Below are 25,209 nucleotides of genomic sequence, written 5' to 3'. Positions count from 1 at the left end.
AAAAAATAATCTTAGTAAGGTTTATTACGAATGAGTTAGCGACTTCCTAACTCATTCGCTTCTATGACAAATACACACTAGTTTATAAATAGTGCCTATTATTATTCAGGAACAGAAGAAAGCTCTTCCTGTTCTTTACTCATTAACAAGGTTACTATCGTAATAGCTCCAATAACGGTCCCCACCCACCATACAGTTAACATTAAAATAGCAAAGGTATATTGACCTGGTTTGCTATTTTTTATTACCGACCAAAAACCAAGAATGGATACACAAGTAGCAATTACTGGTAGGATAGACATTATTGAACCAAGGAGCCCTGCTTCCGGAAATGACATGGAAAAAGCACCTGATAAGAAGAAGCCGGCCAACCCCATTAAAAGTGAAATAATGCTTAGTGTTATTATAAGAAATTTACTTAGTATTTTCATTTATCTTCCTAGATTTTAATTTAAAGTTAAGAGTTTCAGATCTGTTTAATTAAAAACGATCTATTAAAGTTTTAAATAGCACTGTTTATACTTTATGACCTGCCATTAAGCACAAAGCATGCCACCTTATAACAACATGAAATTTATTGACTTTATTTTTCAAGGTTAAAAAAATCGAGCAACTTATTGCCCAGCCAGGCAATTTATTGCTCGATTTAGGCAATTTATTGCTCAATAATCTAAATTAAAATTTTCAAATATTGAATTGTATTGAAGTAAATAGAATGACGAAGAAATAACAATAAATTCTTATTATATTCTCAGTCGGAAATAACTGAGAATGTATAATAAAGCCGTTATTTTTGTATTTATTTCATATAAATATAATTTTGATTAATCTATAAGACTAATGATTCACCTCAAATACCACAACATTTTTAAATTTTCATTCACTTCCACACGGGCAAGGGTTGTTTCTTGGAGGATTTATTGGTTTTGTGGCAAATCTAGTTAGAGGGGGAATATTCAATGAACCAGCGATAAATGGTCAAGCGATTCACTAAAATCCCGCGCTCAACCAGCATATCACTGAGATTTGAGTAGCTCATTGGTGTCGAACCATATCAACGAAGGCACCAAAGGATGATCTCAGGAGCAAAGTGTTTCTAATTAAATTCGTGGTTAAATCTTGGCTAAATTTTTTGCAACTAGCCCAAGATAAGAGTCCGTAATTTAGGTTGCTGTTAACTTTTCGATCGCTTCAATAATCGGTCTTGGCGTCAATGTATGCGGTACTTTGGTGATTAAAGTACCGTCGGGCTTAACAAAATAAAAATATGAGTTATGGTCAACAGTATATTTTAGTGCTGAATTTTCCAACTTCACTTTACGAAATATCACGCCATATTTATTTGCAAGAGGAGTAATAACATCAAGTGGCGCAGCAAGTCCTTCAATCATTGGATTAAAGTATTGGGCATATTGTGCCGTATGATCTGCACTATCACGCTCTGGATCAAGAGAAATAAATATTGGACGAATTTTCGCTTGTTGTTTGTTATTAATTTTATTTAACGCCCCGGCCAACATAGCCAATGATGTTGGGCATATATCAGGACATCGTGTGAAACCAAAATATAAAATGCGAATACGTTTATCACTAATATCAAATATATTTACGGGTTTATTTTTACTACCAAATAAGATGGGCTTTTTTTGAATAATAATTTGTGGATTTTTAGCTTCAGTGTGTTCAAAGGTGTAAGTGTAAATTCCAAAACTAAAAACGATAGAGAATATTAGAAATATTGACCAATATCGACGCATATAATTCCTTTTAAATACATTTTGATTAAACATAATATATAAGAAAGTCTTATCTTTTATGTTTATTGAGTGTCGACTAGTTCTTAATCAAAAACAGACCTGCCTAATATGAAGACATTTTGTTGCGAAATATACCTTGTAAAAAGTATGTGAAATAATAACTATGATATCGCTCACGCTTTATGCAATTTAATGCTTTGAGCTAAGCGGCATAAAAAGTCTTTAAATCAAATTTAATACAAGAACAAACCTCAACCTAATGCATTGTTAAATAATAACTATTTATATTTAACTTGTGTTTTTTCAATCAAAACATTTTCAATAATTTAGAGTGTAAAAACAAAAAATAAAAAATTAGATTCCATTGCTAGGCGGTGAGGTTTGGTTATTTAATGCTCATACTACTTCAAATGTAACAACATATAATCAATTGAAACAAGGTTGTTATCTTTGTATTTGGTTCTAACTTTTATTTTCATATTCTACGTTGTTATTAGTTATTGCCACATATGCTCAATTAAAAAATATTCTAATGTCTACTGTCCTTCAACATTTTTTTGTTGTTAGTAATTATCGAGAAAGTGAATGGAAGTTTTAAAATATAGGCGCATCGCATCCAGAATTTGTGTGGTGTTAACCACACTCATACTCAATGGTTGTCAATTTGCGCTACTTGACCCTAAAGGTAGTATTGGTGTTCAGGAGAAAGAGCTGATTATTAAAGCACTTTTACTGATGCTGATTGTAGTGATCCCTGTGATCTTAATGACAATCTATTTTGCTTATCGTTATCGAGAAAGCAATACGGATGAAGAGTATGCACCTGATTGGTCTCATTCAACCAAGATCGAGGTGGTGGTATGGACGATACCCATCATTATCATTGCGATTCTTGCCACTATCACTTGGCGCTCAACCCATGAATTAGAACCTTCTAAGCCTATTGCAAGTGATGCTAAACCAATCACTATTGAAGTGGTATCACTTGATTGGAAATGGTTATTTATTTATCCAGAGCAAGACATAGCGACGGTTAATTACGTGGTGTTTCCAAAAAATGTGCCAGTGCAGTTCAAACTGACATCAGACAACATCATGAATGCCTTTTTCATTCCCCAGTTGGGCTCTCAGATCTACGCTATGCCTGGGATGGTGACGAAGTTAAATTTAATCGCCAACCATCGTGGAGATTTTAAAGGTTTTGGTTCTAGTTATAGCGGTAAAGGCTTTTCAGAAATGAAGTTTACTGCGACGTCTTTGGAAAATCGTCATGCATTTTCTAGCTGGGTACAACAGGTCAAAATGAGTCCTAATCGTATTGAAGACTGGGAACAATTTCGCGCTATTGCATCGCCAAGTGTGGGAGATCCGGCCGAGTCATTTTCTAGTGTCCCACCCTTTTTGTTTAATGATGTTGTGACCCAGCATCCCGGCTCAATGAACTGTTTGCCTGAAACTTTAGGATAATCGTTATGTTTGGAAGATTAACGCTTGATTCAATCCCTTATCACGAACCAATTATTGTTGTTACTTTAACGCTGATCGCGATTGGTGGTATCTCTCTTATCACCGCTGTGACCAAGGCTGGTAAATGGCAATATTTATGGAATGAATGGTTTACCTCAGTAGACCATAAAAAAATTGGTTTTATGTATATTGCTGTTGCAATGGTGATGCTTGTTCGTGGATTTACTGATGCGGTTATGATGCGTAGTCAGCAACTACTTTCATCTGCTGGTGAAGCGGGATATTTGCCCCCACACCATTATGATCAAATTTTTACAGCCCATGGTGTAATAATGATTTTTTTCGTTGCTATGCCAATGGTTATAGGTTTGATGAATATCGTGGTGCCGCTACAAATTGGTGCACGAGATGTGGCATTCCCTTACTTAAATAATCTAAGTTTTTGGTTATTCGTTGTCGGTATCATTTTAACGAATATGTCGTTGGGTTTAGGTGAGTTTGGTCGAACAGGTTGGCTTGCTTACCCACCATTATCAGGTATTAAAGCGAGTCCCGGTGTGGGGGTTGATTACTGGATATGGGCATTACAGATCTCTGGAGTGGGCACAACACTGACAGGAGTGAACTTTTTCGCCACGATTCTTCGTATGCGCACACCATCTATGCCTATGATGAAAATGCCAGTTTTCACATGGGCATCTCTTTGTGCCAATATTTTAATTATTATTTCATTTCCAATTTTAACCGTCACAATTGCACTTCTTACTCTAGATCGATATGTCGGCATGCATTTTTTCACCAACGATCTTGGTGGTAATGTAATGATGTACGTTAACCTGATTTGGGCATGGGGGCATCCTGAAGTATATATTCTTATTTTGCCACTTTTTGGTGTGTTCTCTGAAGTGACAGCAACGTTTTCACGTAAAAAATTATTTGGTTATACCTCTCTGGTGTGGGCAACCATTGCCATTACAATTCTAGCGTTTGTTGTTTGGTTACATCACTTCTTTACCATGGGTTCAGGTGCCAATGTTAATGCTTTCTTTGGCATTGCGACCATGATTATATCCATTCCAACAGGTGTGAAGATTTTCAACTGGTTATTCACTATGTATAAAGGACGGATTCGTTTTGCGACGCCAATGATGTGGACTGTGGGTTTTCTTATCACATTTTCAGTGGGAGGAATGACTGGAGTGTTAATGGCTATGCCTGGTGCGGACTTTGTCCTTCATAATTCAGTATTTCTGATAGCGCATTTCCATAACGTGATCATTGGTGGTGTTGTGTTCGGCTGTTTTGCTGGGATCACTTATTGGTTCCCGAAAGCAACGGGTTTCACCATGAATGAAACTTGGGGAAAACGTGCATTTGTATGCTGGATCGTTGGATTTTTAATGGCATTTTTACCTCTGTATGCATTGGGCTTTATGGGAATGACTCGCCGACTTAGCCAAAATATTAACCCTGAATATTTCCCTCTGTTAACCGTTGCCGCTGCAGGTACAGTTGTCATTGCAATGGGGATTGCTTGTCAGTTTATTCAGATTTGGGCCAGTATTCGCGACCGTAAGCACAACTTAGATCTAACGGGGGACCCTTGGGGAGCGCGAACTTTTGAATGGTCAACGTCTTCACCACCACCGTTTTATAACTTCGCTCACTTACCAAAAGGCGACGAAATTGATGCATTTTGGTACCAAAAGCAACGTGGTGAGTTTGATCCAACAAAAGAGCGGGAATATGAGCGCATTCACATGCCGAAAAATACACCAACAGGTATTTACATATCTACTTTGGCTCTCGTATTTGGTTTTTCAATGATTTGGTATATCTGGTGGCTAGCGGTGGCAAGCTTTGTTGGTATTGTCGTGATATGTATTCAACATAGTTACAACGAAGATTTGGACTATTACGTTGAAGTGGAGGAAATAAAAGCCATTGAATCGAAGCGTCGCGAGCAATACGAACAAGCGAAGAATAAGACAGTAAATGGTAATAACGAAAATGACGATCTAGAGGTGACGTATGCAGGCTAATGGAATTATTCACGAGCATACTCATCATGATACGACAGGTATTAAGCTGTTCGGCTTTTGGATTTACCTAATGAGTGACTGTGTGTTGTTTGCAACACTATTTGCCACTTACGCTGTGCTTGAAAGTAGTTCAATTGCAGGACCAACAGGTCAAGATATCTTTGAATTACCTTTCGTATTCGTCGAAACCATGTTGCTGTTATTTAGCAGTATTACGTTTGGTTTTGGCATGATTTCAATGAAACGAAATAAAATAACAGTGTTTAAACGTTGGCTACAAGTCACTTTCTTGCTTGGTCTGAGCTTTATCTGCATGGAACTTTATGAGTTTCATCATTTAATTGAAAATGGAAATGGTCCACAGGGAAGTGCTTTTTTATCAGCGTTCTTTACTTTGGTTGGGACTCATGGGTTACACGTAACGTTTGGTTTAATTTGGATGGTGGTCTGTTATCAGCAACTTTCATCGAAAGGTTTAACAGAAAACATGTCGATGCGTTTTCAATGTTTAAGCTTATTTTGGCATTTCCTCGACATTGTATGGATTTGCGTATTTACCATTGTTTACCTAATGGGGGTTATGTAAATGGATCAGCAATTAGAAGTAAATACCTCTGACTATGTGAAAGGGTTTATCGCGTCACTGATTATAACCGTGATCCCATTTTATTGTGTGTGGGCGAAAATATTCACTGAAGCAACAACTTATGCTGTTTTATTAGGTTGTGCAATTGTGCAGATATTTGTGCATTTTAAGTATTTCTTACATATGGAAGCAAAATCATCTGAGGGTAAATGGAATATTGTGTCCCTTATGTTTACTTCGATTGTTGTGTTGATCCTTATTGCAGGCTCGGTTTGGATCATCTACAACATGAACGTTAATATGAAACTCTAGGTTTGGGGATGCCGAAAAATTATCTGTCTATCACTAAACTGGGCGTTATTTTCGGCAACCTGTTTTAATTCTTTTGGACTCATTGAAAGTAACATGTCACAGCGATCTATAGTTGGCGGAAAACACCGCCAACTATAGCAATATATGACATCTCTAAGTTGGTAAAAATTGACATTACTATATTGGTTTACAGTATCTGTCAGCCCTACTTTAAAATGTCACATTCCTCCAACTTAGAAATGTCACATTAGGTGTATGATTCTTCCTATGGAAGAATCAGCCTACGGTGCTGGAATGTTACTCACGATGAGCACAAAAGAGCTTCAGAAACTCGAAACAATACAAAACGTTTGTGATAAGCGTATTAGACAAATTGATGCTTCTAAAATCCTGAACTTAAGCCGTAGGCATATTCAAAGATTGGTTAATCAATACCGACAGTTCGGGGCTAATGGTTTAATTTCAAAAAAGCGAACTAAGCCAAGTAATCGTCAATTCAATGCATCATTGAAAAAACAAGTTATTGATTTAATTCAGACTCATTACTTCGATTTTGGTCCTACGCTAGCCGCAGAAAAATTAGCTGAAATTCATGATATTAGACTCTCTACTGAAACCATCAGAAAATGGATGGTTTCGGTAAAACTTTGGAAACCAAAGGTTAAGAAAAGACGTAAGATTTATCAACCGAGAGCGAGAAGAGATTGTATAGGCGAACTTATTCAGCTTGATGGTTCCCCCCACGACTGGTTCGAAGGCCGAGCCGATAAATGTACATTGCTTGTTTTTATTGATGACGCAACAAGCGCCATCATGCATTTATATTTTTGTGATTCTGAGTCGACGTTTTCATATATGGCTGCGACTAAGCAGTATATACAACAGCATGGTAAGCCTGTCGCGCTCTACACGGATAAACACGGTGTTTTCCGTGTTAACCATGCTAGCAACGAAGACCGCAATAAACTGACTCAATATGGTCGCGCACTAAAAGAATTAAACATTGAGCTAATTTGTGCCAATACTCCACAAGCTAAAGGGCGCGTAGAACGCGCTAATTTAACGCTTCAAGACCGTCTAGTTAAAGAGATGAGGCTAGCAGGGATTAATGGGATAGAAGAAGCAAACGAGTGGTTATCAGGTTTTATAGATAACTATAACAGGCGCTTTGCTAAACCAGCTAAACGTCAATTGAATGTGCACAGACCTATCTACGAAACCCCGAAAGAGTTATACGATATTTTCTCCTGGCAAACTTCGCGAAAAGTAACTAAATCACTAACGCTACAGTATGACAAAGTCATGTATTTACTTGAAAAAAATTCAGAAAATGAAAACCTTGTGGGTAGAAATATCATGATACATGATTACCCTGACGGTCAAATAGATATTAAGCATTTAGGTCAATCATTAGGTTACAGTATTTTTGATAAATTGGAGCGAATAAATCAGGGAGAGATAGTTGAAAATAAGCGTTTAGACGCTGTTTTGAGATTAGCGATGGTAGAGCAAGAACGATTGGAATCAGAAGGTTTAAGAGAGCGTAGTCGTTCAGATACACCAAGACGACAAGAACAACGTAGACAGTCGCGAATAAATCCCGTGATGTATGACCAAGCGAAATAACAAATTTCTGTCACTTAGAAAAAGTGACATTTCTAACTTGGAGAACCGTGTGACATTTCTAAATGGTTGCAACAATTGGTTTACAGTATCTGTCAGCCCTACTTTAAAATGTCACATTCCTCCAACTTAGAAATGTCACATTAGGTGTATGATTCTTCCTATGGAAGAATCAGCCTACGGTGCTGGAATGTTACTCACGATGAGCACAAAAGAGCTTCAGAAACTCGAAACAATACAAAACGTTTGTGATAAGCGTATTAGACAAATTGATGCTTCTAAAATCCTGAACTTAAGCCGTAGGCATATTCAAAGATTGGTTAATCAATACCGACAGTTCGGGGCTAATGGTTTAATTTCAAAAAAGCGAACTAAGCCAAGTAATCGTCAATTCAATGCATCATTGAAAAAACAAGTTATTGATTTAATTCAGACTCATTACTTCGATTTTGGTCCTACGCTAGCCGCAGAAAAATTAGCTGAAATTCATGATATTAGACTCTCTACTGAAACCATCAGAAAATGGATGGTTTCGGTAAAACTTTGGAAACCAAAGGTTAAGAAAAGACGTAAGATTTATCAACCGAGAGCGAGAAGAGATTGTATAGGCGAACTTATTCAGCTTGATGGTTCCCCCCACGACTGGTTCGAAGGCCGAGCCGATAAATGTACATTGCTTGTTTTTATTGATGACGCAACAAGCGCCATCATGCATTTATATTTTTGTGATTCTGAGTCGACGTTTTCATATATGGCTGCGACTAAGCAGTATATACAACAGCATGGTAAGCCTGTCGCGCTCTACACGGATAAACACGGTGTTTTCCGTGTTAACCATGCTAGCAACGAAGACCGCAATAAACTGACTCAATATGGTCGCGCACTAAAAGAATTAAACATTGAGCTAATTTGTGCCAATACTCCACAAGCTAAAGGGCGCGTAGAACGCGCTAATTTAACGCTTCAAGACCGTCTAGTTAAAGAGATGAGGCTAGCAGGGATTAATGGGATAGAAGAAGCAAACGAGTGGTTATCAGGTTTTATAGATAACTATAACAGGCGCTTTGCTAAACCAGCTAAACGTCAATTGAATGTGCACAGACCTATCTACGAAACCCCGAAAGAGTTATACGATATTTTCTCCTGGCAAACTTCGCGAAAAGTAACTAAATCACTAACGCTACAGTATGACAAAGTCATGTATTTACTTGAAAAAAATTCAGAAAATGAAAACCTTGTGGGTAGAAATATCATGATACATGATTACCCTGACGGTCAAATAGATATTAAGCATTTAGGTCAATCATTAGGTTACAGTATTTTTGATAAATTGGAGCGAATAAATCAGGGAGAGATAGTTGAAAATAAGCGTTTAGACGCTGTTTTGAGATTAGCGATGGTAGAGCAAGAACGATTGGAATCAGAAGGTTTAAGAGAGCGTAGTCGTTCAGATACACCAAGACGACAAGAACAACGTAGACAGTCGCGAATAAATCCCGTGATGTATGACCAAGCGAAATAACAAATTTCTGTCACTTAGAAAAAGTGACATTTCTAACTTGGAGAACCGTGTGACATTTCTAAATGGTTGCAACAATTGGTTTACAGTATCGGATCGTTTTAGATCGATTAAGTTAAATAGAGCCAATTATTGCACATTTTATTTTCGTATTATCCTCTTGGAATAATTCAAGGATAAGACTATGTGGAAAGCAACCGAAGTTAGCGCAAAACCTAATGTTAAATATGCAAAAATTAAAAATCCCCCTCCAGTAGAAGTTCAAGCAGAAGAAAGAATACCAAAGCTTTGTAGTACAGAAGAACCATCACCATCGCTTATTTCGGATAACTTAAATAAGGCAAAGTTTGATAAAGTTTTCGCTAAATCGTGCTCACAACCTTCTGGCAATACCGATGCTTGCCAAAAAAAGGAATCGATTAAAAATAGTTTTAATCTTTGGGGACTATTTATAAGTTCAGCAGAGGCAATGCCTCTTGCTATACCACTTCCAGTCATTTCTAGTAGTGCGACGATGACCGCAGGAACACAAAACCAATCAAATAATGATAAAGCGGCACGCGCACTGAATCAGGTTGCGGGTAAGTTTAAGGATAAATCACTCGATAACTTACGCTTTTTTGTTGAAACCTCACCTGTTATTAATTTCTCTTTAATGCTGTTTAAAGCCTTGCAGTTTCCTGATGATACGCAGCATACAGAAGAAGAATTAAGGCAAATGCGAGAAGTGAAAAGCCGTATTCGTGTTCAGATAATAGACCCTGACGATGATGATGTTTACCCTACAGTCAGAGCTTTTCATGTTGGCGATGGTCACGACAGAATACAAGTACGGTATGTGGATAAGAATGCAAAAGGTCAATATTCAGTCATATTAGAAGAAGGTGGCCCTACGATATATTGGTCACCAGACGAGACTGGAAACCAAGTGCCCTATACAACGCCCTCTCAAAATGATGGTGTGTCATTCGGTGATATTTGGGTAAATCCACTCAGTGATGCGGTTAGTAACTCATCGACTGTATTACCGATGCCTGCTGAGAGTGATTGGCAAGATAGAATTCTTGTGTTCCCAGAAGATTCAGGGGTTGAGCCTCTGTATCTGGTCTTTAAGATAACCGCTCTTAATGAATCAGGCGTTGTTACTGGTCAAGGAGAAAACATGAGGGCGGGCGCATTAAAAAATAGAGTAGATATCCACATTAGTGAGGCTCTATCCAGTGATCATGAGGCTGACTTTATATGGGTTAGAAATGTAGGCACCTCCGACTTAAACCCTGTAGTGGTCAACTAAAATTGGCCACGGTTTTAGAGTTTTCCCAATATAATCGTTCTGATTCGTTGGGAGTTAGGCCGCCATTATATTGATGCGGCCTGAGTTGACAGTAATACCCGATAATGTAGCGGATGATCTCTTGTTGAGCTTCAGCAAAACTACGATAACCCACTGTTGGCACCCATTCGGTCTTTAAGCTTCTAAAGAAACGCTCCATTGGTGCATTATCCCAGCAATTTCCTCGGCGAGATAAACTCTGTTTTATCTTAAAACGCCACAGTAATTGACGGTACTTTCGACTTGTATAGTGGCTACCTTGATCGCTGTGGAACATGACGCCTTTCGGCTTACCACGCGACTCATAAGCCATTGAAAGAGCTTTGCCTGTCAGACTGGAATCAGGTGATAAAGACATCGACCAACCAATCACTTTGCGGGCAAAAAGATCAATAACAACCGCTAAATACATCCAGCGATTTCCTGTCCAAATATACGTAACATCACCAACCCAAACTTCATTTGGGGCGGTAACAGCAAACTGTCGGCCCAAGTGATTTGGAACCTCAACATGTTCTTGAGAAGCCTTTCTGTATCGATGCTTTGGCTGTTGGCAACTGACTAAACCAAGCTCTCTCATGAGTTTTGTTGCTCGGTATCGGCTCAGTTTTAAACCCTGATTTGTGACTATATCTGCAATAGTCCTCGCTCCCGCAGAGGCGTTGCTTGCTGCGTGGGCCTCACTAACTAAGCTGCGAAGTTTGACTGTTTCCGCCCTAATCGCTGTTGGACGCTTTAGCCAATAGTTATAACTACTTCGATGAACATTGAAGACTTCGCATAATGTTTTTACGCTATAGCTCTGCTTGAGTTTCTTGATCATCAAGAATTGTTCAGTGAGTCCGACATCAACAGAGCCGTGGCTTTTTTTAATATTTCATTATGCTCTTCAAGACGAGCTAACTTCTTTTTTAATTCCCGAATTTCTATTTGCTCAGGGGTCATAGGCGAAGCTTTTGGCGTTTTGCCTTGTCGTTCTTGTTTAAGCTGACGAACCCATTTATCCATCGTGGATTTACCCACATTCATGGCTTGGGCGGCTTCTGCCACTGAGTAATTTTGATCAATCACTAACTGTGAAGCCTCGAGCTTGAATTCTGCGCTGAATAGTCGTCTTGTACGATTTGTCATAGTGTCACCTGTTAACGTATGAAGTGATGATATCACCTCTAACTAAGTGACCAAATTCACTATGCCACTACACCCGGTCAAAGGTTATCATTCACCAAATGAAGGAGCTGTTGCTTTATTTATGCATTCTGATGGGGAAAAACTATTTATTAAAGGGAAGCCTTTCGAGCCTACTCTTGTAGCGAATAAAATAACTGGTTTAGATGGTTTCAATGAAAGGCATGAAGAACCTTTTATATTGGCTGCTTGTAAAGCCGCTCAACATGGGCATCGTTCGGTTGCTCAAAAATTTTCAGACTCAATACGCAGGCCTGTCGTCGCTACAGAAGGATATATCCATATTGAGACAAATAACGAGAAGGATATTTGTACAAATATATACAGTGATAAACCGTTTCTAATATTCAAACCTATCCCAACCTACCCTTAGTAGTCATAAAAGATCTCGCTTATCTCCTTTACAAAGTCATTAACTTATCGTTTACGGCGTGAATAGCCTAAACGCTTGCGAAAAATGTTGGTCACTATTTTGGTCACCGAGTATTTTTAAGTGATTTTTTACAGACGTAAAAAAGCCCGCAATTTCTTGCGGGCTTTTCTATTTGGCTCCTCCTGCTGGACTTGAACCAGCGACATACGGATTAACAGTCCGCCGTTCTACCAACTGAACTAAGGAGGAATTGTTTGGAGCAGGCAGCGGGAATCGAACCCGCATCATCAGCTTGGAAGACTTAAACCCACCCGTAATTTAATTACATAGAATAGAAGATTAATAATATATATGTTTAATTTCAGTGCTTTATGAAATACACAATTGTATGATGTTTATTCTGATTTTAAGTTGTTAGACCACTTATGGTCGCATTTTGGTCACCAATTCATGTGTACTTTTTACACATAAATAACACTAAAAACAAAACCTCCAATAGAGTTTTAACCTAAAATATCTAATCCAAATCCCCACAACTAAATACATCTTCCCTACCTTGCCACCCAATCAAAGTGCCTCCAAATTATTGAGGGCTTTCATGAATTAATAACGGCATCAAAATTAAATCGATTTACGAAGCTTGGTATGCCTGACAGCTACCGAGTGGCTTAGTGACATCAAAAGACAAATTGGAGTGAGTACGGAAAAACGTAATTTGCATTGCTTGATTTAAAATCAGTTGCTATTTGATGAATTGTATCTTGGCCACACAACCTCCGTCAGGGTTATTACTTAAGGAAAATTGCCATTGATAGCGCCGACAAAGATCATCAACAATTAATAAGCCTAAACCATGTCCGTCGCTACTAGACGTTGAGGTTAACCCATGCCCTTGGTCAAAAATCGCCAACTGAAGAGAGTCCTGTATGATCTTAATTTTGCCTTTTTTTTCTGTTGCCGCGATAGCGTTTCGCAAAATATTGCCAATCAACATATTCATGACAGGTGGCGCTGCGCGAACAGTTGGGTTGGATTCCACCTGCAAATCAATCTGTAAATTCTTTTCCAACGCTTGAGCTGAGTTTTGTTCGATGATCTTTTCGAGCTCTTGCTTATTGAACTCGCGTTCAGGTGCAAGATCTTCACTTTTCTCGTAACGCACCAAGCTTAAAAGCGTGTCAATCATGGTTTCCATCTGCATTGAAGCTTCATTCAGTCGAGCTATTTGTCGCTGTTGAAATTCATCTACGTCTCTGCGAGACAGTAGTTTGGTTGACCCTTTTACAATCGTTAGTGGGGTTCTCAACTCGTGGCTTGCGTAGCGCGAAAATGCTTGCTCTCGTTTCAGTAGTGAGCGGACTTCTTCACGATAGCTATTCATCTTGTTTGTGAGCGTTTGGAACTCTTCAGCAGCTTCAGGAGACATAGTGAATGGTATTCCTATATCTGTTCCGTGTTGCTCCAATTGAAGGTGAATATCGTTTAGAGGTGAGATAAGCTTTTGAGAAAGCCTCCTGAGTACAATACCAAATAGAGCAATTAAGCTTAAAATAATAAGTAGCACCACCGATGCCGCATAGATGAGCTCCTTAAAGCCAAATTCTATCTTATCGATTTGTGCGATCAAAACCAGAGGTGTTTTTTTACCTTTCACATAATAGTGCCCCACATAAACCATATACTCTGATGGAAGAGAGTCGAAGGCGACTTCATCGAGAAAATATTCCTTGGTTTTAACAAAGTCGCGAAAAGGTTGTGGAACTTCTGCATAGCTATTATATGCTTTGGTAAGCCAGTCAATTTGTATTATGCCTGTTTCCCCTTGAGTAAAGCGATAAACTGCCTCATCTCTGTCAACGAGCAACATGCGCTCACCAGCCCTGTCTTCGGACCATTGCAGAGCAAAGATGAAGATAATGAATGTCATCAGTCCTATGGCTAATGCGACAAGAGTAAAAAAAGTAGCCAACCGCCCAGTTAAGGTTCTGGAATTACCAAATAAGCGAAAGATCATCCTTATTTTTCCTCTAATCTAAATCCTACTTTAGGGATAGTAGTGAGCATGGGGGAAGAAAAAGGCTTATCGAGCTGATTTCTCAACTGATAAATGTGGCTTCGCAGTACGTCATTGCTTGGCTCATTCTCTTGCCATAATTTCTCTGCAATTTCTTGACGAGTGACGATTTCAGGCGCTTTAGAGCACAGCAGTTCTAGAATAGTATAAGTGGTTGGGTTAAGAGCCAATAGTTTCTCTTCTCGATATGCTTGGCGAGTTTTCTGATTGATTTTTAGAGCACCAAACTTGAGTACTGTATGGGAAACAGTGCCATGATAACGTTTCACCAAGGCATTCATTCTCGCCTCCAAAATATCCAAGTCAAATGGTTTGGTCATGTAATCGTCGGCTCCATGTTTATAGCCATCTAGCATATCCGATTTGTTATCAAGTGCAGTAAGCATTAGGACTGGCGTATTGTTTCCAGCATCTCTTAATCGATTACAGACCGTTAAACCATCCATTCTTGGCAGCATTAAATCTAGCAAAATAATATCGAAGTTATTTTTCATCGCCAGCTGTAGACCAAGTTCGCCATTATCGGCGAAATCAAGCTCCATTCCTAAACTTTCAAAAAAGTCGAAAATTATTCCTGCTATCTCACGGTTGTCCTCTACGAGTAAAATTTTCTTCATCTAGTGCTCACCTCAATACAGTACCTAGCTTCCAGATTTTACGTGAAAAAAATGTCAATCACATTTTTTTCACATTGAGCTTGATAATAATTCATACAAAATACTTGGTTTGCGCTAATTCCACTTTTTGGAGGCGCCCTTTTTAATTTATGAGTAGTTTGCATGAAGCCGATATCCTTAATTTCTAACGCAGAAGAAAAAAATGTTGTGTTATCTGTGGTTGTTCCTTATTACAACGAAACGGATGTACTGCCTGAGTTTCACGCTCGCCTAACGAATGTTCTCGATTCAATTGATGATGAAAGTGAGATTGTTTATGTCAACGATGGTAGCACTGATGGCAGCAAGGAATTGGTTGAATCTCTGCCTATTAGCAGTAGCAAAGTTGTTCGTATAAATTTAAGCCGCAACTTTGGTAAAGAGAATGCAATGAGTGCTGGTTTAGAGCATTGTGCCGGACTAGCTGTCATTCTTATTGATGCCGATCTACAAGATCCTCCAGAACTTATCCCAAGCATGCTAAAAGAGTGGAGAAAAGGCTGCGACGTAGTCAATATGCAGCGTATCAAAAGAGAAGGGGAAAGCTGGTTTAAGCGAAAATCTGCCGCGATGTTTTACCGCCTCTTGAACTTTCTATCAAAATCGGACATTCCACAAAATGTTGGCGATTTCCGTCTTTTAAGCAGACAGGTTGTTGATCATATAAACGCAATGCCTGAACGCAATCGATATATGAAGGGTATGTTCGTTTGGCCTGGTTTTAAGCAAACGACCATCATTTTCAATCGAAATGCCCGTCATTCCGGGCAAACCAAGTGGAACTATTTTAAATTAATCGGTTTAGCGATGGACGGCATTACGTCTTTTTCGGTAAGCCCACTTCGAATTGCATCTGTACTGGGCAGCTTAATCACTGCAAGCGCTTTTTTTTACGGTATGGACATAATTTTTAAAGACCTATTTTTTGGCGTTAAAACCCACGGTTATGCATCGATGATGACGGTGGAAATGGCTCTTGGCGGCATACAGCTTCTTAGTATAGGTCTATTGGGTGAGTACCTTGGTCGAATCTTTATCGAGACTAAACGTAGACCTTTGTATATTGTCCAATCAATTCAAGAACAATCTAACGTTAAGAGTATGCAGCCTACTGTAGTGGAGAAGCGCGCATGAAGCAGAGTACAATTTATTTGTGGCTTGCTCTGTGTGCAACAATGCTTATCCGCTTGTTATCGCTGGGTGCATACCCACTTATGGATACAACTGAAGCCCGCTATGGTGAAATGGCCCGCATTATGGTTCAGACGCATAACTGGCTTACGCCAATGTTTGACTATAACGTGCCATTTTGGGGCAAACCTCCCTTGTTTGCATGGTTGAGTGCGTTAGGGATTAAGGTATTCGGCGTTAGTGAGTTTGCAGTTCGGTTTCCTCACTGGCTGGTAGGCGTTGCTGTATTAGGGTTAGTAGCTTGTTTTGCTCGTCGTGTCGGTGTGAACGCACTAATGAGTGCCACAATTTTAGCTACAACAGGTATCTTTGCCGTTTCTGCCGGTGTTGTCGAAACAGATATGTCACTCACCTTCGCGATGACTTTATCTATGGTCGGTTTCTATCTGTGTTGGCAAGATAAAAGTAAGCTTTGGGGCTATCTAGGCTTTGTTGGGTTAGCTATAGGATTGCTAGCAAAAGGTCCGCTAATTATTGTATTAGTTGGACTCGCGGTTATGCCTTGGCTGATAATCCAGTATGGGTTTAAAGCGTCATTTAAACAACTTTGGGGCCGATTCCCGATAGTTGGTGGAACCATCCTCATGTTGGTGATCGCTGTTCCTTGGTATGTGATGGCAGAGAGAGCAACACCAGGATTCCTACACTATTTCTTGGTTGGTGAATATGTCGATCGTTTCTTAGATCCTGGTTGGAAAGGCGATTTATATGGAACGGCGCATGAGCGAGCAAGAGGCTCTATCTGGCTATACTGGATTCTATCTGCTTTGCCTTGGTCTATCGTACTGCCTTTTGTCTTGTGGGCTAAACGTAAAGTAATCAAGCCTATTAACGAAAAAATTAAGCCGATTATCAGCTTCTCTATTTGCTGGTTATTATCGCCTTTAATTTTGTTCACGTTTGCTGGAAATATATTACCTGCTTATGTTCTGCCGGGTATTCCAGCACTTGGTATCCTTTTAGCGTCGATTATTTCAGAAAAGCAGTTTGAAGCGAACTGGTTTAAATTTTCAACTGCTGTTAGCCCAGTGATACTTATTGGTGCAGTGATTTACATCCATTTCTACGTTGGTGATATACGCAGTGATAAAATCATTTTTGAGCATGCCAATAAGGCCTTACCAACTTACTATATAGGTAACCGAACATTCTCTGGGGAATACTATAGCAATGGTAATGCTCAGTTATTGAAAAATGATAATAGCTTGGAAAAGCTTAGGAAGTTCCAATTAGTGGGTATTGATAAGCAGGTCGACCCTGTGATTAAACTCGATAAACTCAATTGCCAAGTCGAATTTACTGCGCCAAGTAAGCGTTCTTTGTTCTTGTGTGAGAATTAGAATACTGAATCAAAGTCTGCGAGATCGGGGATGCACTAATATCTAGTTATCCGATAACATCATTGAAAACTTGCAAACTGAGTAATACTCAGTTTGCGATGTCTCTGGGTGACCACAAAGGGCTTGTTGCAAAAAATTTAAGTAGATAAATGAGCCTATTACTCTCCTAGTATTACTAAAAAATAATATCAATATTGAAGAGACGATGTATGAAGGCGGATCTCTCCCGCACAAGAGTTTGACGTTCATCATGGCGTAACCAAAAACCAAATTGCCCCTTATTTAACATTCGCACTGATTCAAACCCTTGGATCGTATCCCACGCGCGTTTTTACACTTTAAAGCCACTCGTCGTCATAATTAACTTTTTAATAGGCGAATGATCAGATTCAATACCGTTGTTGAGGTACTTCACTTGCCGTTGCTTAACATCTTTCCGAAGACATCCCTCCTTTTTCAAACGAGCAATTGCACTCGCATAGGAAGAATGTTTGTCTGTATTAAGCGTTTTCGGTTGTTTATCTAGCGGATAGTGTTTTAAACAGCGTTTAAGGAATTGATAACGACGCTACTTCTTACGTAATGCAGGTGAATAATCAATGAACCAACGATAAATGGTCGAACGGTTCGCTGATATTCGCATAGCTCATTGGTGTCGAACCATACCAACGAAGACATCAAAGGATGATTTAAGGGGCAAAGTGTTTCCATTTAAATTCGTGGTTGGCCATTGTCTACCCATCCTTTAGGAGAATATGAATATATTGGGTCACTACGATTTTTTTGCAACAAGCCCGAAAAAAGCCTTGCACTTGCCCTGCGGTATCTACAACATGACTGACCATGAACTCTACACTTTAGTGAAATCGTGTGAAGACAGTCTTTTCGCTCGGCAAGTTATTACTCCTGATGTTGATAACAGGCAACACTAAAGAGCAACTAAAACACACTAAGAGCAAGCGTTAAGTAAACAATGGGGGCGAGTATCGAAATGACAAAAATGTAGAATATTACAAAGTTGAAATGCGGAAGTGGCTCGTGTTTATACTATTAATCTACATATTTGCTTTTTTACTGGGTTAATAAAATACGCAGGAGTTAAAAATTCTAACTCAAATTGGAATCAACCTGTACTCTCACTCTTAACAACTTCTGATCACTAATATTGGATTAGTTTTTGTATTAGCAACTGCAATATCAATAATGACAAAACCTAAAAATACAAAGTAACGATAACACTTATTTATGAAGCTGAAAGCGATGTAGACTCTGTGCATTATCATTACACTGTGACGTTATCTGAAAACCATAATCCATCACGACAGACTTAACCATTTCCATATTATCAGCTTGAATAAACATATTTAGTGGTGCGGTAATCGTGCCGTTCTCGTTGATGTTTTGTTCAAGCTCTTGCCGGTAAAAATAAATACAATCGCTGACTAAAAGCGTGTTTTCATCAAACATCTTAGAATCAATATTGTGCTGTTCATTTAGAACTTCCAAGTATGCGAATAATCTATCCACATCAGCTTTCGGGCCAGCCCGGCTGGTATTTTTCTTTTCCAAAACATCACGCAGCTCAAGCAGCTTCGCTTCCAAATCAGCGTTCTTCTTTTTACCAATCAATACCAATGTTTTTATTTCAGATTTCACTGCTTTGAACTGTGGGGATTTCAGCTTTGGCTTGAGGTATTTAGTGATAATTTGATTGCGAGTATACGCTGGTACAAATGAGTGAGTCTGTGAGACTGAAATGTATAGATGTAACAGTGTATTTTGAACAATATCGGTTAACTGAGAACTTGTTTCCATCGACATGAACCACAACAGTTTTAGAAAATTTATTGAATCAAATAATCTAATGTTAAAGCGTTAAAAAATAAAGATTAGATTAAAAATAAAACTTATTTAACGTCTTTAACATCACGCATATTCTTCAGCAGGAAGACCTTTAGCGGCTACAGGCAAATTGACATACTACGAAAAACTCCATGCAAAAGGCTGGTTTTATATCATTATTAAATAGGTCATTAGACAATGAATATTGATAATCTAAACCGTGTTATAAACATAAAAAGCCCAATGTTAGCATTGGGCTTTTTATTAGATGACATCACTAATGATTAATTAAATTCAAATTGGTAAAGTAAATCCACTGCCTGATCGAGGCCATTCACTGCTTGGATATATAAATTCTTTATCAAGCGATAACGTACGGTAAACTCATCAACATTATTAAATAAGCCAACGCCGTATTTCACCTGTAGTCCTGGCGCAATATAACCACTAACCGTCACTTGTGAATCTTCGCCAGACCCAGCAGTCGATAAGCTAAGATCTTTAATACCAACCGCTTCACCGACATCACCAACAAGTTGACCACTTTGCGCCAGCCCCATACCTATCAATGCCGTCGTCATCGCACTACCTGAACGTCCATGCTCCTCATTATCAAGGTTATGGCCGGTTAAAATATACGATAAGGCATTTTGTTGCGGCATTGCAGGATCAGAGAAAATCGTTACTTCTGGTTTATCAGCAGAGCCTGTCACCTTCACACCAGCAATAACATCCTTATCTTTTATACTATCAGGATCACGAATCGCTTCAATCGACAAGAATGGTTGCTCTGCAGGACCATTAAATAGTATTTTACCTTTACGAATGAGTAATTCTTGTCCAAAAGCTCGATACAACGAATCTTTGGCAATATTCACTTCACCATAAATCATTGGCCCTTTGCCGTCTTGGCGAACATTCAGATCACCTGATAAGCCAGCCTTTAAACCAAACGCTGATAGCTTCACGTCATCACCAACATCAACCATGATATTAGTTGTAATATCAAATGGTACTGATTTTTTCGGTTCAACCGGTTCGAGGTTATCTTTTAAAATGACCTGATCTTTAGAAACCGCGATCGCAGATTTTGGTAATTGATTAACCGTAATGCGCCCCCATGGAATCCCCACTTTACCGCTAATATCCGCAGATTTCGGTGTTGCTGTAATGATGAGATCTGGAGAGACCTTAAGAGAAACCATCGGAGGCATACTCACTTGCAACTCTTTACCATTAATATTTAATTCCGTTTTCCACGCAGCCATATCTTGCCAGTCACCGGTACCACGTAACAGCAATTGCCCATCAGGAGTATAAATATTCCCCATTAACGTTGCGTTATACCCCGTAAAGGCTAATTTAATATCAGCGTTCTTCACATCTAATGGTACTTTACGCCCTTTTGCTTCTAGCTTCGTGACGTGTAATAAACCATTCACTGCGGGATGCATGATTGGCCCCGTTATTTGCAAGTTAGTATCAACCTGACCACCAAACTGATGGTAGTCCTTAATTACAGGCTCTAAGAATGCAAGCGTAAAACGATCTAATTTCACATTGGCAGTAATGCGCTTATCACCTTGTAGATCAGTGATCTTAGCATTACCGGATAAATCACCATTATTTTTAACCGCCACTAACCAATTAGCATTTAGAACATCATTTTCCATCTCAGCATTGACGGTAACTTTATCCCAACCTAACGTTAATCGGGCATCATCAGCATCCACTTGTTGAGTAAAACTTCCGTTTGGCATCAAAATCTGAGCTTTTACATAAGGTGCACTCTTCGGTGCCCATTTAGCGACAACATTCGCACCCAACTCACCGTTGACGTTCATATGCTCAGGCATAAATGATTTCAACAAATCAAAATTGAATCGCTTTATTGCTAACTGCGCATTGCCCGATGCACCAGCAGTCAGATCTTGAGTTAAACAAATGCCAGCTTTCCCTTGTTGCCAACAGTGTGCACCGACTGTTGCCATTGCGGTTTTCAGATCATAACGGATAGGTGTTGGATGGTTTAGTACCCACTCACCAACAGGAGTCGTAAAGTCACCTTTTTGCAAGATCCCTTGCCAGCCTTTCTTACGATCTAATTTACCCGTTAGAAGTAACTCAGTGCCAACCGGCTCTCCTTTTACTTTTACCGTTAAACGATGATCTTGCTCTGTGCCTTTAAACAACACATCCATATCATCCAACGTAACAGTATCAAATTTCCCTTTTTTAGCATGTAAACTAATATCAGCTTTTAATGCTGGTAATGGCGTTACGCTACCTTTCAATTGAAAAGACGCAAGGCTTGCGACTTTTTGCCAACCAAGATCATCACCTTCAAGATCAAGTTTTATATCCGGTTCAGCCATCTTGCCTGATAACTTCACCTCACCATTAACACGACCATGCAAGTCTGCTAATGATTGAGATAAATCTGGCGCTTTAATATCAGCAACAACATTCCACGTCTTGTCTAATTCACCTTTCGCGACTAAACCATTAGGACCATGCTTTAATGTTAAGCACTGTGTTTTAAACGTAAGATCTTTACCTTTACCCGTCAGATCAGAAGCATCAAGCTGACCTTGAAGATCAAGAGGCTGCTTCATGATGGAGCCATTAACAGCAAGCTCTGGCAATTTAATAAACCAACCACCTTTTGCAGTTAAACCACCTGATGTAGTTAACTTACCGCTTACGTTGCCTTCCGCTTCTGGCCATTGCTTACCTGGCTGGATATTGGCAAAAGCGAGCTGACCTTGCCACTTAACAAGATCTTTCCAACTTGCTTTTGCATTGCCTGTAATAGAGCCACCTAAGGTCTCTACATTCAGTGCCGATAAGTTCACAGAATCAAGGTTACCTTTACCTTTCAAATTAAATTTCACGTTTGGCATTGGTGTGCCATTTACGTTACTTTTAGCATTAAACGTAAAGCCCTTTAAGCTACCTTTGGCGTTTATATCAGTATTGGCAACAGTGAATTCTGCTTTTTTATCAATAGGCCACTGTAAGTGCTTACTTGATACCACTACATCAAAAGGAAAATTTGGATCTAGCGGCGATAATTTACCTTTAACCAACGCATCTAATTTACCTTTTAACGTCGCATCAAGTACCAATTTCGCTAATGAGCCTGATGCTTTTAGGTGCAACTGATGTCCTTCAACAGGCTTCATCGATACCTTTGCATTCGCATCTAATGTAAGTGGGTAATCTCCCGTTAACGTCACATCAGCTTTTGCGGTTAAAGACGCTTGAGGCGCATTCATCTGCAACTTATCAATCTTGATATCACTATCTTTAGCATTCGCAATCAGCTCTAATAACGAGACCTTTTGTGGTGTTTTACCTGCTAACTCAAAGTCTTTTACCGTAAAGCGTTCAATATCAAACGACATCGGCAGCACAATATCAGGCAGTTTTATTGTTTCAGTTTTTTGAGTTGATTTAGACGCTGTTGCAAGCTTCTTATCAGCCGTTTTAGGCGGCGCTAAAGCTAAATAAACCCCTTCCCAATCCGTTGGTTTTAAGGTGACATGATTGCCTTCTAGATCTACTGCTGTAGAGAAATGCTTCCAGCGCACTTTATTCGCCAAAATATCTAAATCGACATTATCAAGCGTCACCTTTTCAATATGAATAGGTAATGGCATGGAGATGTCATTTACAGGCTCAGAAGGTTGTGCTGGTTTATCCGACGCTGGAGGAAGTTCTGGCATTGAAAACTTGACACCTTGCACCCCTAAATCAGAGATACAAATTTCAGGGGTTAATAGACAGCTATCATTTAATGTTAAATTCAACTTATTAACAGCAAGATCTATATTACCGTCGTTATAGCGGATATTCTTAAATTCAAAACCATCAAGCAAAGCACCTTGCGATTCACCAATCGACAAGGCAGGAAGGGCTTTTTGTGCTCCCCATGCAGCAACTTTAATACCAGCAGGAGAATAAAGTAGTGCCGCTACAGCAATAACTAATAATAATAATAAGGCTAATACGCCAAGTGCTATACGCTTAACCCAAATCATAATTCAGGACCTAAAGTAAAGTGGAGTTGAAATTCATCTTTGCTCAGTTTAAGGAAACCATCATTGTTGCTCTTGTTCTTATCTATACCCCAAGCAAAATCAAGGCGAATAGGACCTACAGGTGAAACCCATCGAACACCGACTCCGACACCACGTTTCCAGTCAGGTGTAGTGTTCCAAGCAGAGCCATAATCATAAAAAGCAGCTCCCCACCAATCGCCATAAACGCGGTATTGGTATTCAACACTCGAGGTTGCCATATAACGACCACCTTCCATGTTACCTAAACTATTTCGAGGAGAAATAGACTGATAGCCATAACCTCGAAGGCTATTATCGCCACCAATAAAATAACGTAACGAAGTTGGGATATCTTTAATGCTATCACTAATAATAGCGCCGCCATCTAAACGTAAAAGGCCGCGCTGATTTTCAGAAAAACTGCGAATCCAAGCATTTTTTGTTTGCACTCGAGCAAAAGTAGTATTTGATCCAACATTTTCATTAGCAAGATCAACAGAAAAATTATACTTACTTCCGCTGGTCGGGAATATTCCCCCAACGATGCTACTTTTACTGTATGACAATCCTGGCATCAAAACATTGAAAACCCCTTTTTCCTTTTTACCTTGCTCATACTTCTCCGTTAACCAACGGAGCGCAATAGTCCGATTCCATCCCGAATCTAAACGCCAGTGACGCTCGGCCCCGATACCAAATTGTGTACTTACCGTATCGTGCGTATCGACATAACGAATGCCACCTACAATTTGATAATAATTATTCAACCCATCATCGAGTGGGATCTTATAAACCGCTTCAACTTTTGGCTCGTCTTTCGATATTTCTGATTTCAAATTAAAGCTATGACCTTTACTCGTGATCCACGGTTTTTTCCAATTAAACTTCAAACGAGGGCCAGTATCCGTCGAAAAACCAATACCGGTTTCAAATTGATTTTTAACTTGTGGTGTAACTACGACGTGAATTGGTATCGCATCATCTTTACGCTCTTTTACATCTCCACCAACAAAGATAGAGGAAAACCAACCTACGTTGGACAAACGCTCATTATACTCTCCTAATTTTGATGCGAGGTAAGGCTCATCTTCTGTATAAGGGAGCATTGAACGTAAGCGGTTATCATCAATTTGGCTTCCCTGAAAAGTCGTTTCACCAAAGGTATAACGTCGACCTGAATCAAAATTAATATTGATAAAGACCTCGTTACGGCTAGGTACCACATCTAATGTACTTTTCGTTAATTCAGCATAAAAATAACCACGACGAAGAGCTAAACTCATTAATGATGATTTAAAAGCCTCATATTTACCTTGATTAAGCGGTTCACCTAGCCCTAAACCACTGCTTTTTACTAATGACATAAAAGCAGGATCATTTTTAGCATCACCTGTAATAATCAGGTTACTTTGACTAATATGCGCGCGTGGACCTTGATCAACGGTAACCACTATTTTCGTTTTAGCACCACTACCCGAAACTTGATAATCAAACTTTGGCTGGTAATAGCCCAACGCTTGCAGCGCGTCGCTAATTTCATTTAAGACCTGATCTTTAAAGCGTAATGTCGCGCTGTAATCATCTTTTGATAATGCAGAAAGATAAGCATCGACATTATCTTCTACTTTTCCATCTAAGCCTTTAATCTTCAATGAAGCGGCCATAACCGGGCTTGATAGCACCAAAGCAAATGACGTCACACCCAACCATTTAAAAACTTTATTCATTTTATTGTGCTTCTTTGCGAAAGTTAGAATGAATGACAGACTTATTTTTCTGCTACCTATTTATAAATATTGATAAATAGGCAACTGAAATTTTGCCCATCAGAAGACGATGTTG

General features: G+C 39.2%; 18 protein-coding genes, 1 tRNA gene and 2 pseudogenes. 10 read left to right on the top strand and 11 right to left on the bottom strand.

Translation table 11 applies throughout. From position 1 onward, the window contains the following. Positions 1-101: 101 nt before the first annotated feature. From SKA34_RS06410 to SKA34_RS06405, 3 genes and pseudogenes are all read right to left on the bottom strand, one after another. The gene (locus tag SKA34_RS06410) at positions 102-431 is read right to left on the bottom strand and encodes a hypothetical protein (protein ID WP_006644677.1); all 330 of its coding nucleotides are present in this window, start codon (positions 429-431) and stop codon (positions 102-104) included. Positions 432-946: 515 nt separating this feature from the next. Then, positions 947-1,078, bottom strand: a pseudogene (locus tag SKA34_RS23140) (IS6 family transposase); the annotation flags it as partial. A gap of 85 nt (positions 1,079-1,163) precedes the next feature. Further along, positions 1,164-1,757 (bottom strand): SCO family protein, encoded by a 594-nt coding sequence (locus SKA34_RS06405; protein WP_006644676.1) that lies wholly within the window; start codon positions 1,755-1,757, stop codon positions 1,164-1,166. Between the two features lie 585 nt (positions 1,758-2,342). Here SKA34_RS06405 and cyoA point away from each other — a divergent pair. The 7 genes from cyoA to SKA34_RS06370 all read left to right on the top strand — a co-directional run bounded on the left by cyoA (position 2,343) and on the right by SKA34_RS06370 (position 10,600). Beyond that, a complete protein-coding gene (gene cyoA, locus SKA34_RS06400) occupies positions 2,343-3,224 on the top strand; it encodes a ubiquinol oxidase subunit II (protein ID WP_083784345.1) in 882 nt (293 codons plus the stop codon). Between the two features lie 5 nt (positions 3,225-3,229). After that, positions 3,230-5,266 carry a cytochrome o ubiquinol oxidase subunit I gene (gene cyoB, locus SKA34_RS06395; protein WP_006644674.1) on the top strand — a complete coding sequence of 679 codons (2,037 nt, stop codon included), beginning with the start codon at positions 3,230-3,232 and terminating at the stop codon, positions 5,264-5,266. Then, positions 5,256-5,852 carry a cytochrome o ubiquinol oxidase subunit III gene (gene cyoC, locus SKA34_RS06390; RefSeq protein WP_006644673.1) on the top strand — a complete coding sequence of 199 codons (597 nt, stop codon included), beginning with the start codon at positions 5,256-5,258 and terminating at the stop codon, positions 5,850-5,852. Before cyoB ends, cyoC begins: the two co-directional genes overlap by 11 nt. Continuing rightward, positions 5,853-6,164 (top strand): cytochrome o ubiquinol oxidase subunit IV, encoded by a 312-nt coding sequence (cyoD, locus tag SKA34_RS06385; RefSeq protein ID WP_006644672.1) that lies wholly within the window; start codon positions 5,853-5,855, stop codon positions 6,162-6,164. It begins immediately after the preceding gene. 306 nt (positions 6,165-6,470) lie between these two features. Further along, on the top strand, positions 6,471-7,790 hold the full coding sequence (locus SKA34_RS06380; RefSeq protein ID WP_083784328.1) for an ISNCY family transposase: 1,320 nt from the start codon (positions 6,471-6,473) through the stop codon (positions 7,788-7,790). A 199-nt stretch (positions 7,791-7,989) separates the two neighbouring features. Then, complete coding sequence (locus tag SKA34_RS06375) at positions 7,990-9,309, top strand: ISNCY family transposase (protein ID WP_083784328.1); 1,320 nt, start codon at positions 7,990-7,992, stop codon at positions 9,307-9,309. A gap of 181 nt (positions 9,310-9,490) precedes the next feature. Continuing rightward, a complete protein-coding gene (locus SKA34_RS06370; protein WP_006644671.1) occupies positions 9,491-10,600 on the top strand; it encodes an S-type pyocin domain-containing protein in 1,110 nt (369 codons plus the stop codon). Here the strand turns inward: SKA34_RS06370 and SKA34_RS06365 are convergent. Next, positions 10,593-11,770, bottom strand: a protein-coding gene (locus SKA34_RS06365) for an IS3 family transposase (protein WP_086004105.1) whose coding sequence is annotated in 2 segments (ribosomal slippage) — positions 10,593-11,512 and positions 11,512-11,770 — 1,179 coding nt in all. Because the reading frame shifts where the segments join, the coding sequence is not laid out codon by codon here. The genes SKA34_RS06370 and SKA34_RS06365 overlap by 8 nt on opposite strands. Positions 11,771-11,831: 61 nt before the next feature. On the opposite strand from SKA34_RS06365, the gene SKA34_RS06355 reads away from it, so the two are divergent. Then, positions 11,832-12,200, top strand: a complete 369-nt coding sequence (locus SKA34_RS06355) for a hypothetical protein (RefSeq protein WP_157044453.1) — start codon at positions 11,832-11,834, stop codon at positions 12,198-12,200. Positions 12,201-12,373: 173 nt separating this feature from the next. Here SKA34_RS06355 and SKA34_RS06350 read toward each other — a convergent pair. The 3 genes from SKA34_RS06350 to SKA34_RS06340 form a co-directional block, all read right to left on the bottom strand. Then, a tRNA-Asn gene (locus SKA34_RS06350) sits at positions 12,374-12,449 on the bottom strand. 493 nt (positions 12,450-12,942) lie between these two features. Beyond that, complete coding sequence (locus SKA34_RS06345; RefSeq protein ID WP_006644669.1) at positions 12,943-14,214, bottom strand: HAMP domain-containing sensor histidine kinase; 1,272 nt, start codon at positions 14,212-14,214, stop codon at positions 12,943-12,945. 2 nt (positions 14,215-14,216) lie between these two features. Beyond that, on the bottom strand, positions 14,217-14,891 hold the full coding sequence (locus SKA34_RS06340) for a response regulator transcription factor (protein WP_005363705.1): 675 nt from the start codon (positions 14,889-14,891) through the stop codon (positions 14,217-14,219). Between the two features lie 162 nt (positions 14,892-15,053). On the opposite strand from SKA34_RS06340, the gene SKA34_RS06335 reads away from it, so the two are divergent. Beyond that, entirely contained in the window at positions 15,054-16,064 is a 1,011-nt protein-coding gene (locus SKA34_RS06335) for a glycosyltransferase family 2 protein (RefSeq protein WP_006644667.1), read from the top strand. Further along, positions 16,061-17,461: a glycosyltransferase family 39 protein gene (locus SKA34_RS06330; protein WP_006644666.1), complete on the top strand. Its 1,401-nt coding sequence runs from the start codon at positions 16,061-16,063 to the stop codon at positions 17,459-17,461. The genes SKA34_RS06335 and SKA34_RS06330 overlap by 4 nt, the downstream gene beginning before the upstream one ends. Positions 17,462-17,636: 175 nt before the next feature. Here the strand turns inward: SKA34_RS06330 and SKA34_RS22815 are convergent. From SKA34_RS22815 to SKA34_RS06315, 4 genes and pseudogenes are all read right to left on the bottom strand, one after another. Then, positions 17,637-18,150 (bottom strand): annotated as a pseudogene (locus tag SKA34_RS22815) (DDE-type integrase/transposase/recombinase). A 550-nt stretch (positions 18,151-18,700) separates the two neighbouring features. Continuing rightward, complete coding sequence (locus tag SKA34_RS06325) at positions 18,701-19,276, bottom strand: DUF2913 family protein (RefSeq protein ID WP_006644665.1); 576 nt, start codon at positions 19,274-19,276, stop codon at positions 18,701-18,703. A 311-nt stretch (positions 19,277-19,587) separates the two neighbouring features. Continuing rightward, complete coding sequence (locus SKA34_RS06320; RefSeq protein ID WP_006644664.1) at positions 19,588-23,346, bottom strand: translocation/assembly module TamB domain-containing protein; 3,759 nt, start codon at positions 23,344-23,346, stop codon at positions 19,588-19,590. Beyond that, a complete protein-coding gene (locus SKA34_RS06315; RefSeq protein WP_006644663.1) occupies positions 23,343-25,094 on the bottom strand; it encodes an autotransporter assembly complex family protein in 1,752 nt (583 codons plus the stop codon). The genes SKA34_RS06320 and SKA34_RS06315 overlap by 4 nt, the downstream gene beginning before the upstream one ends. Positions 25,095-25,209: the final 115 nt, after the last annotated feature.

Origin of the sequence: Photobacterium sp. SKA34 (genome assembly GCF_000153325.1) — a bacterium.
GTDB lineage: Bacteria > Pseudomonadota > Gammaproteobacteria > Enterobacterales > Vibrionaceae > Photobacterium.
Note: the sequence above shows the minus strand (reverse complement) of the source record. Positions and strands in the feature narration are given on the sequence as shown.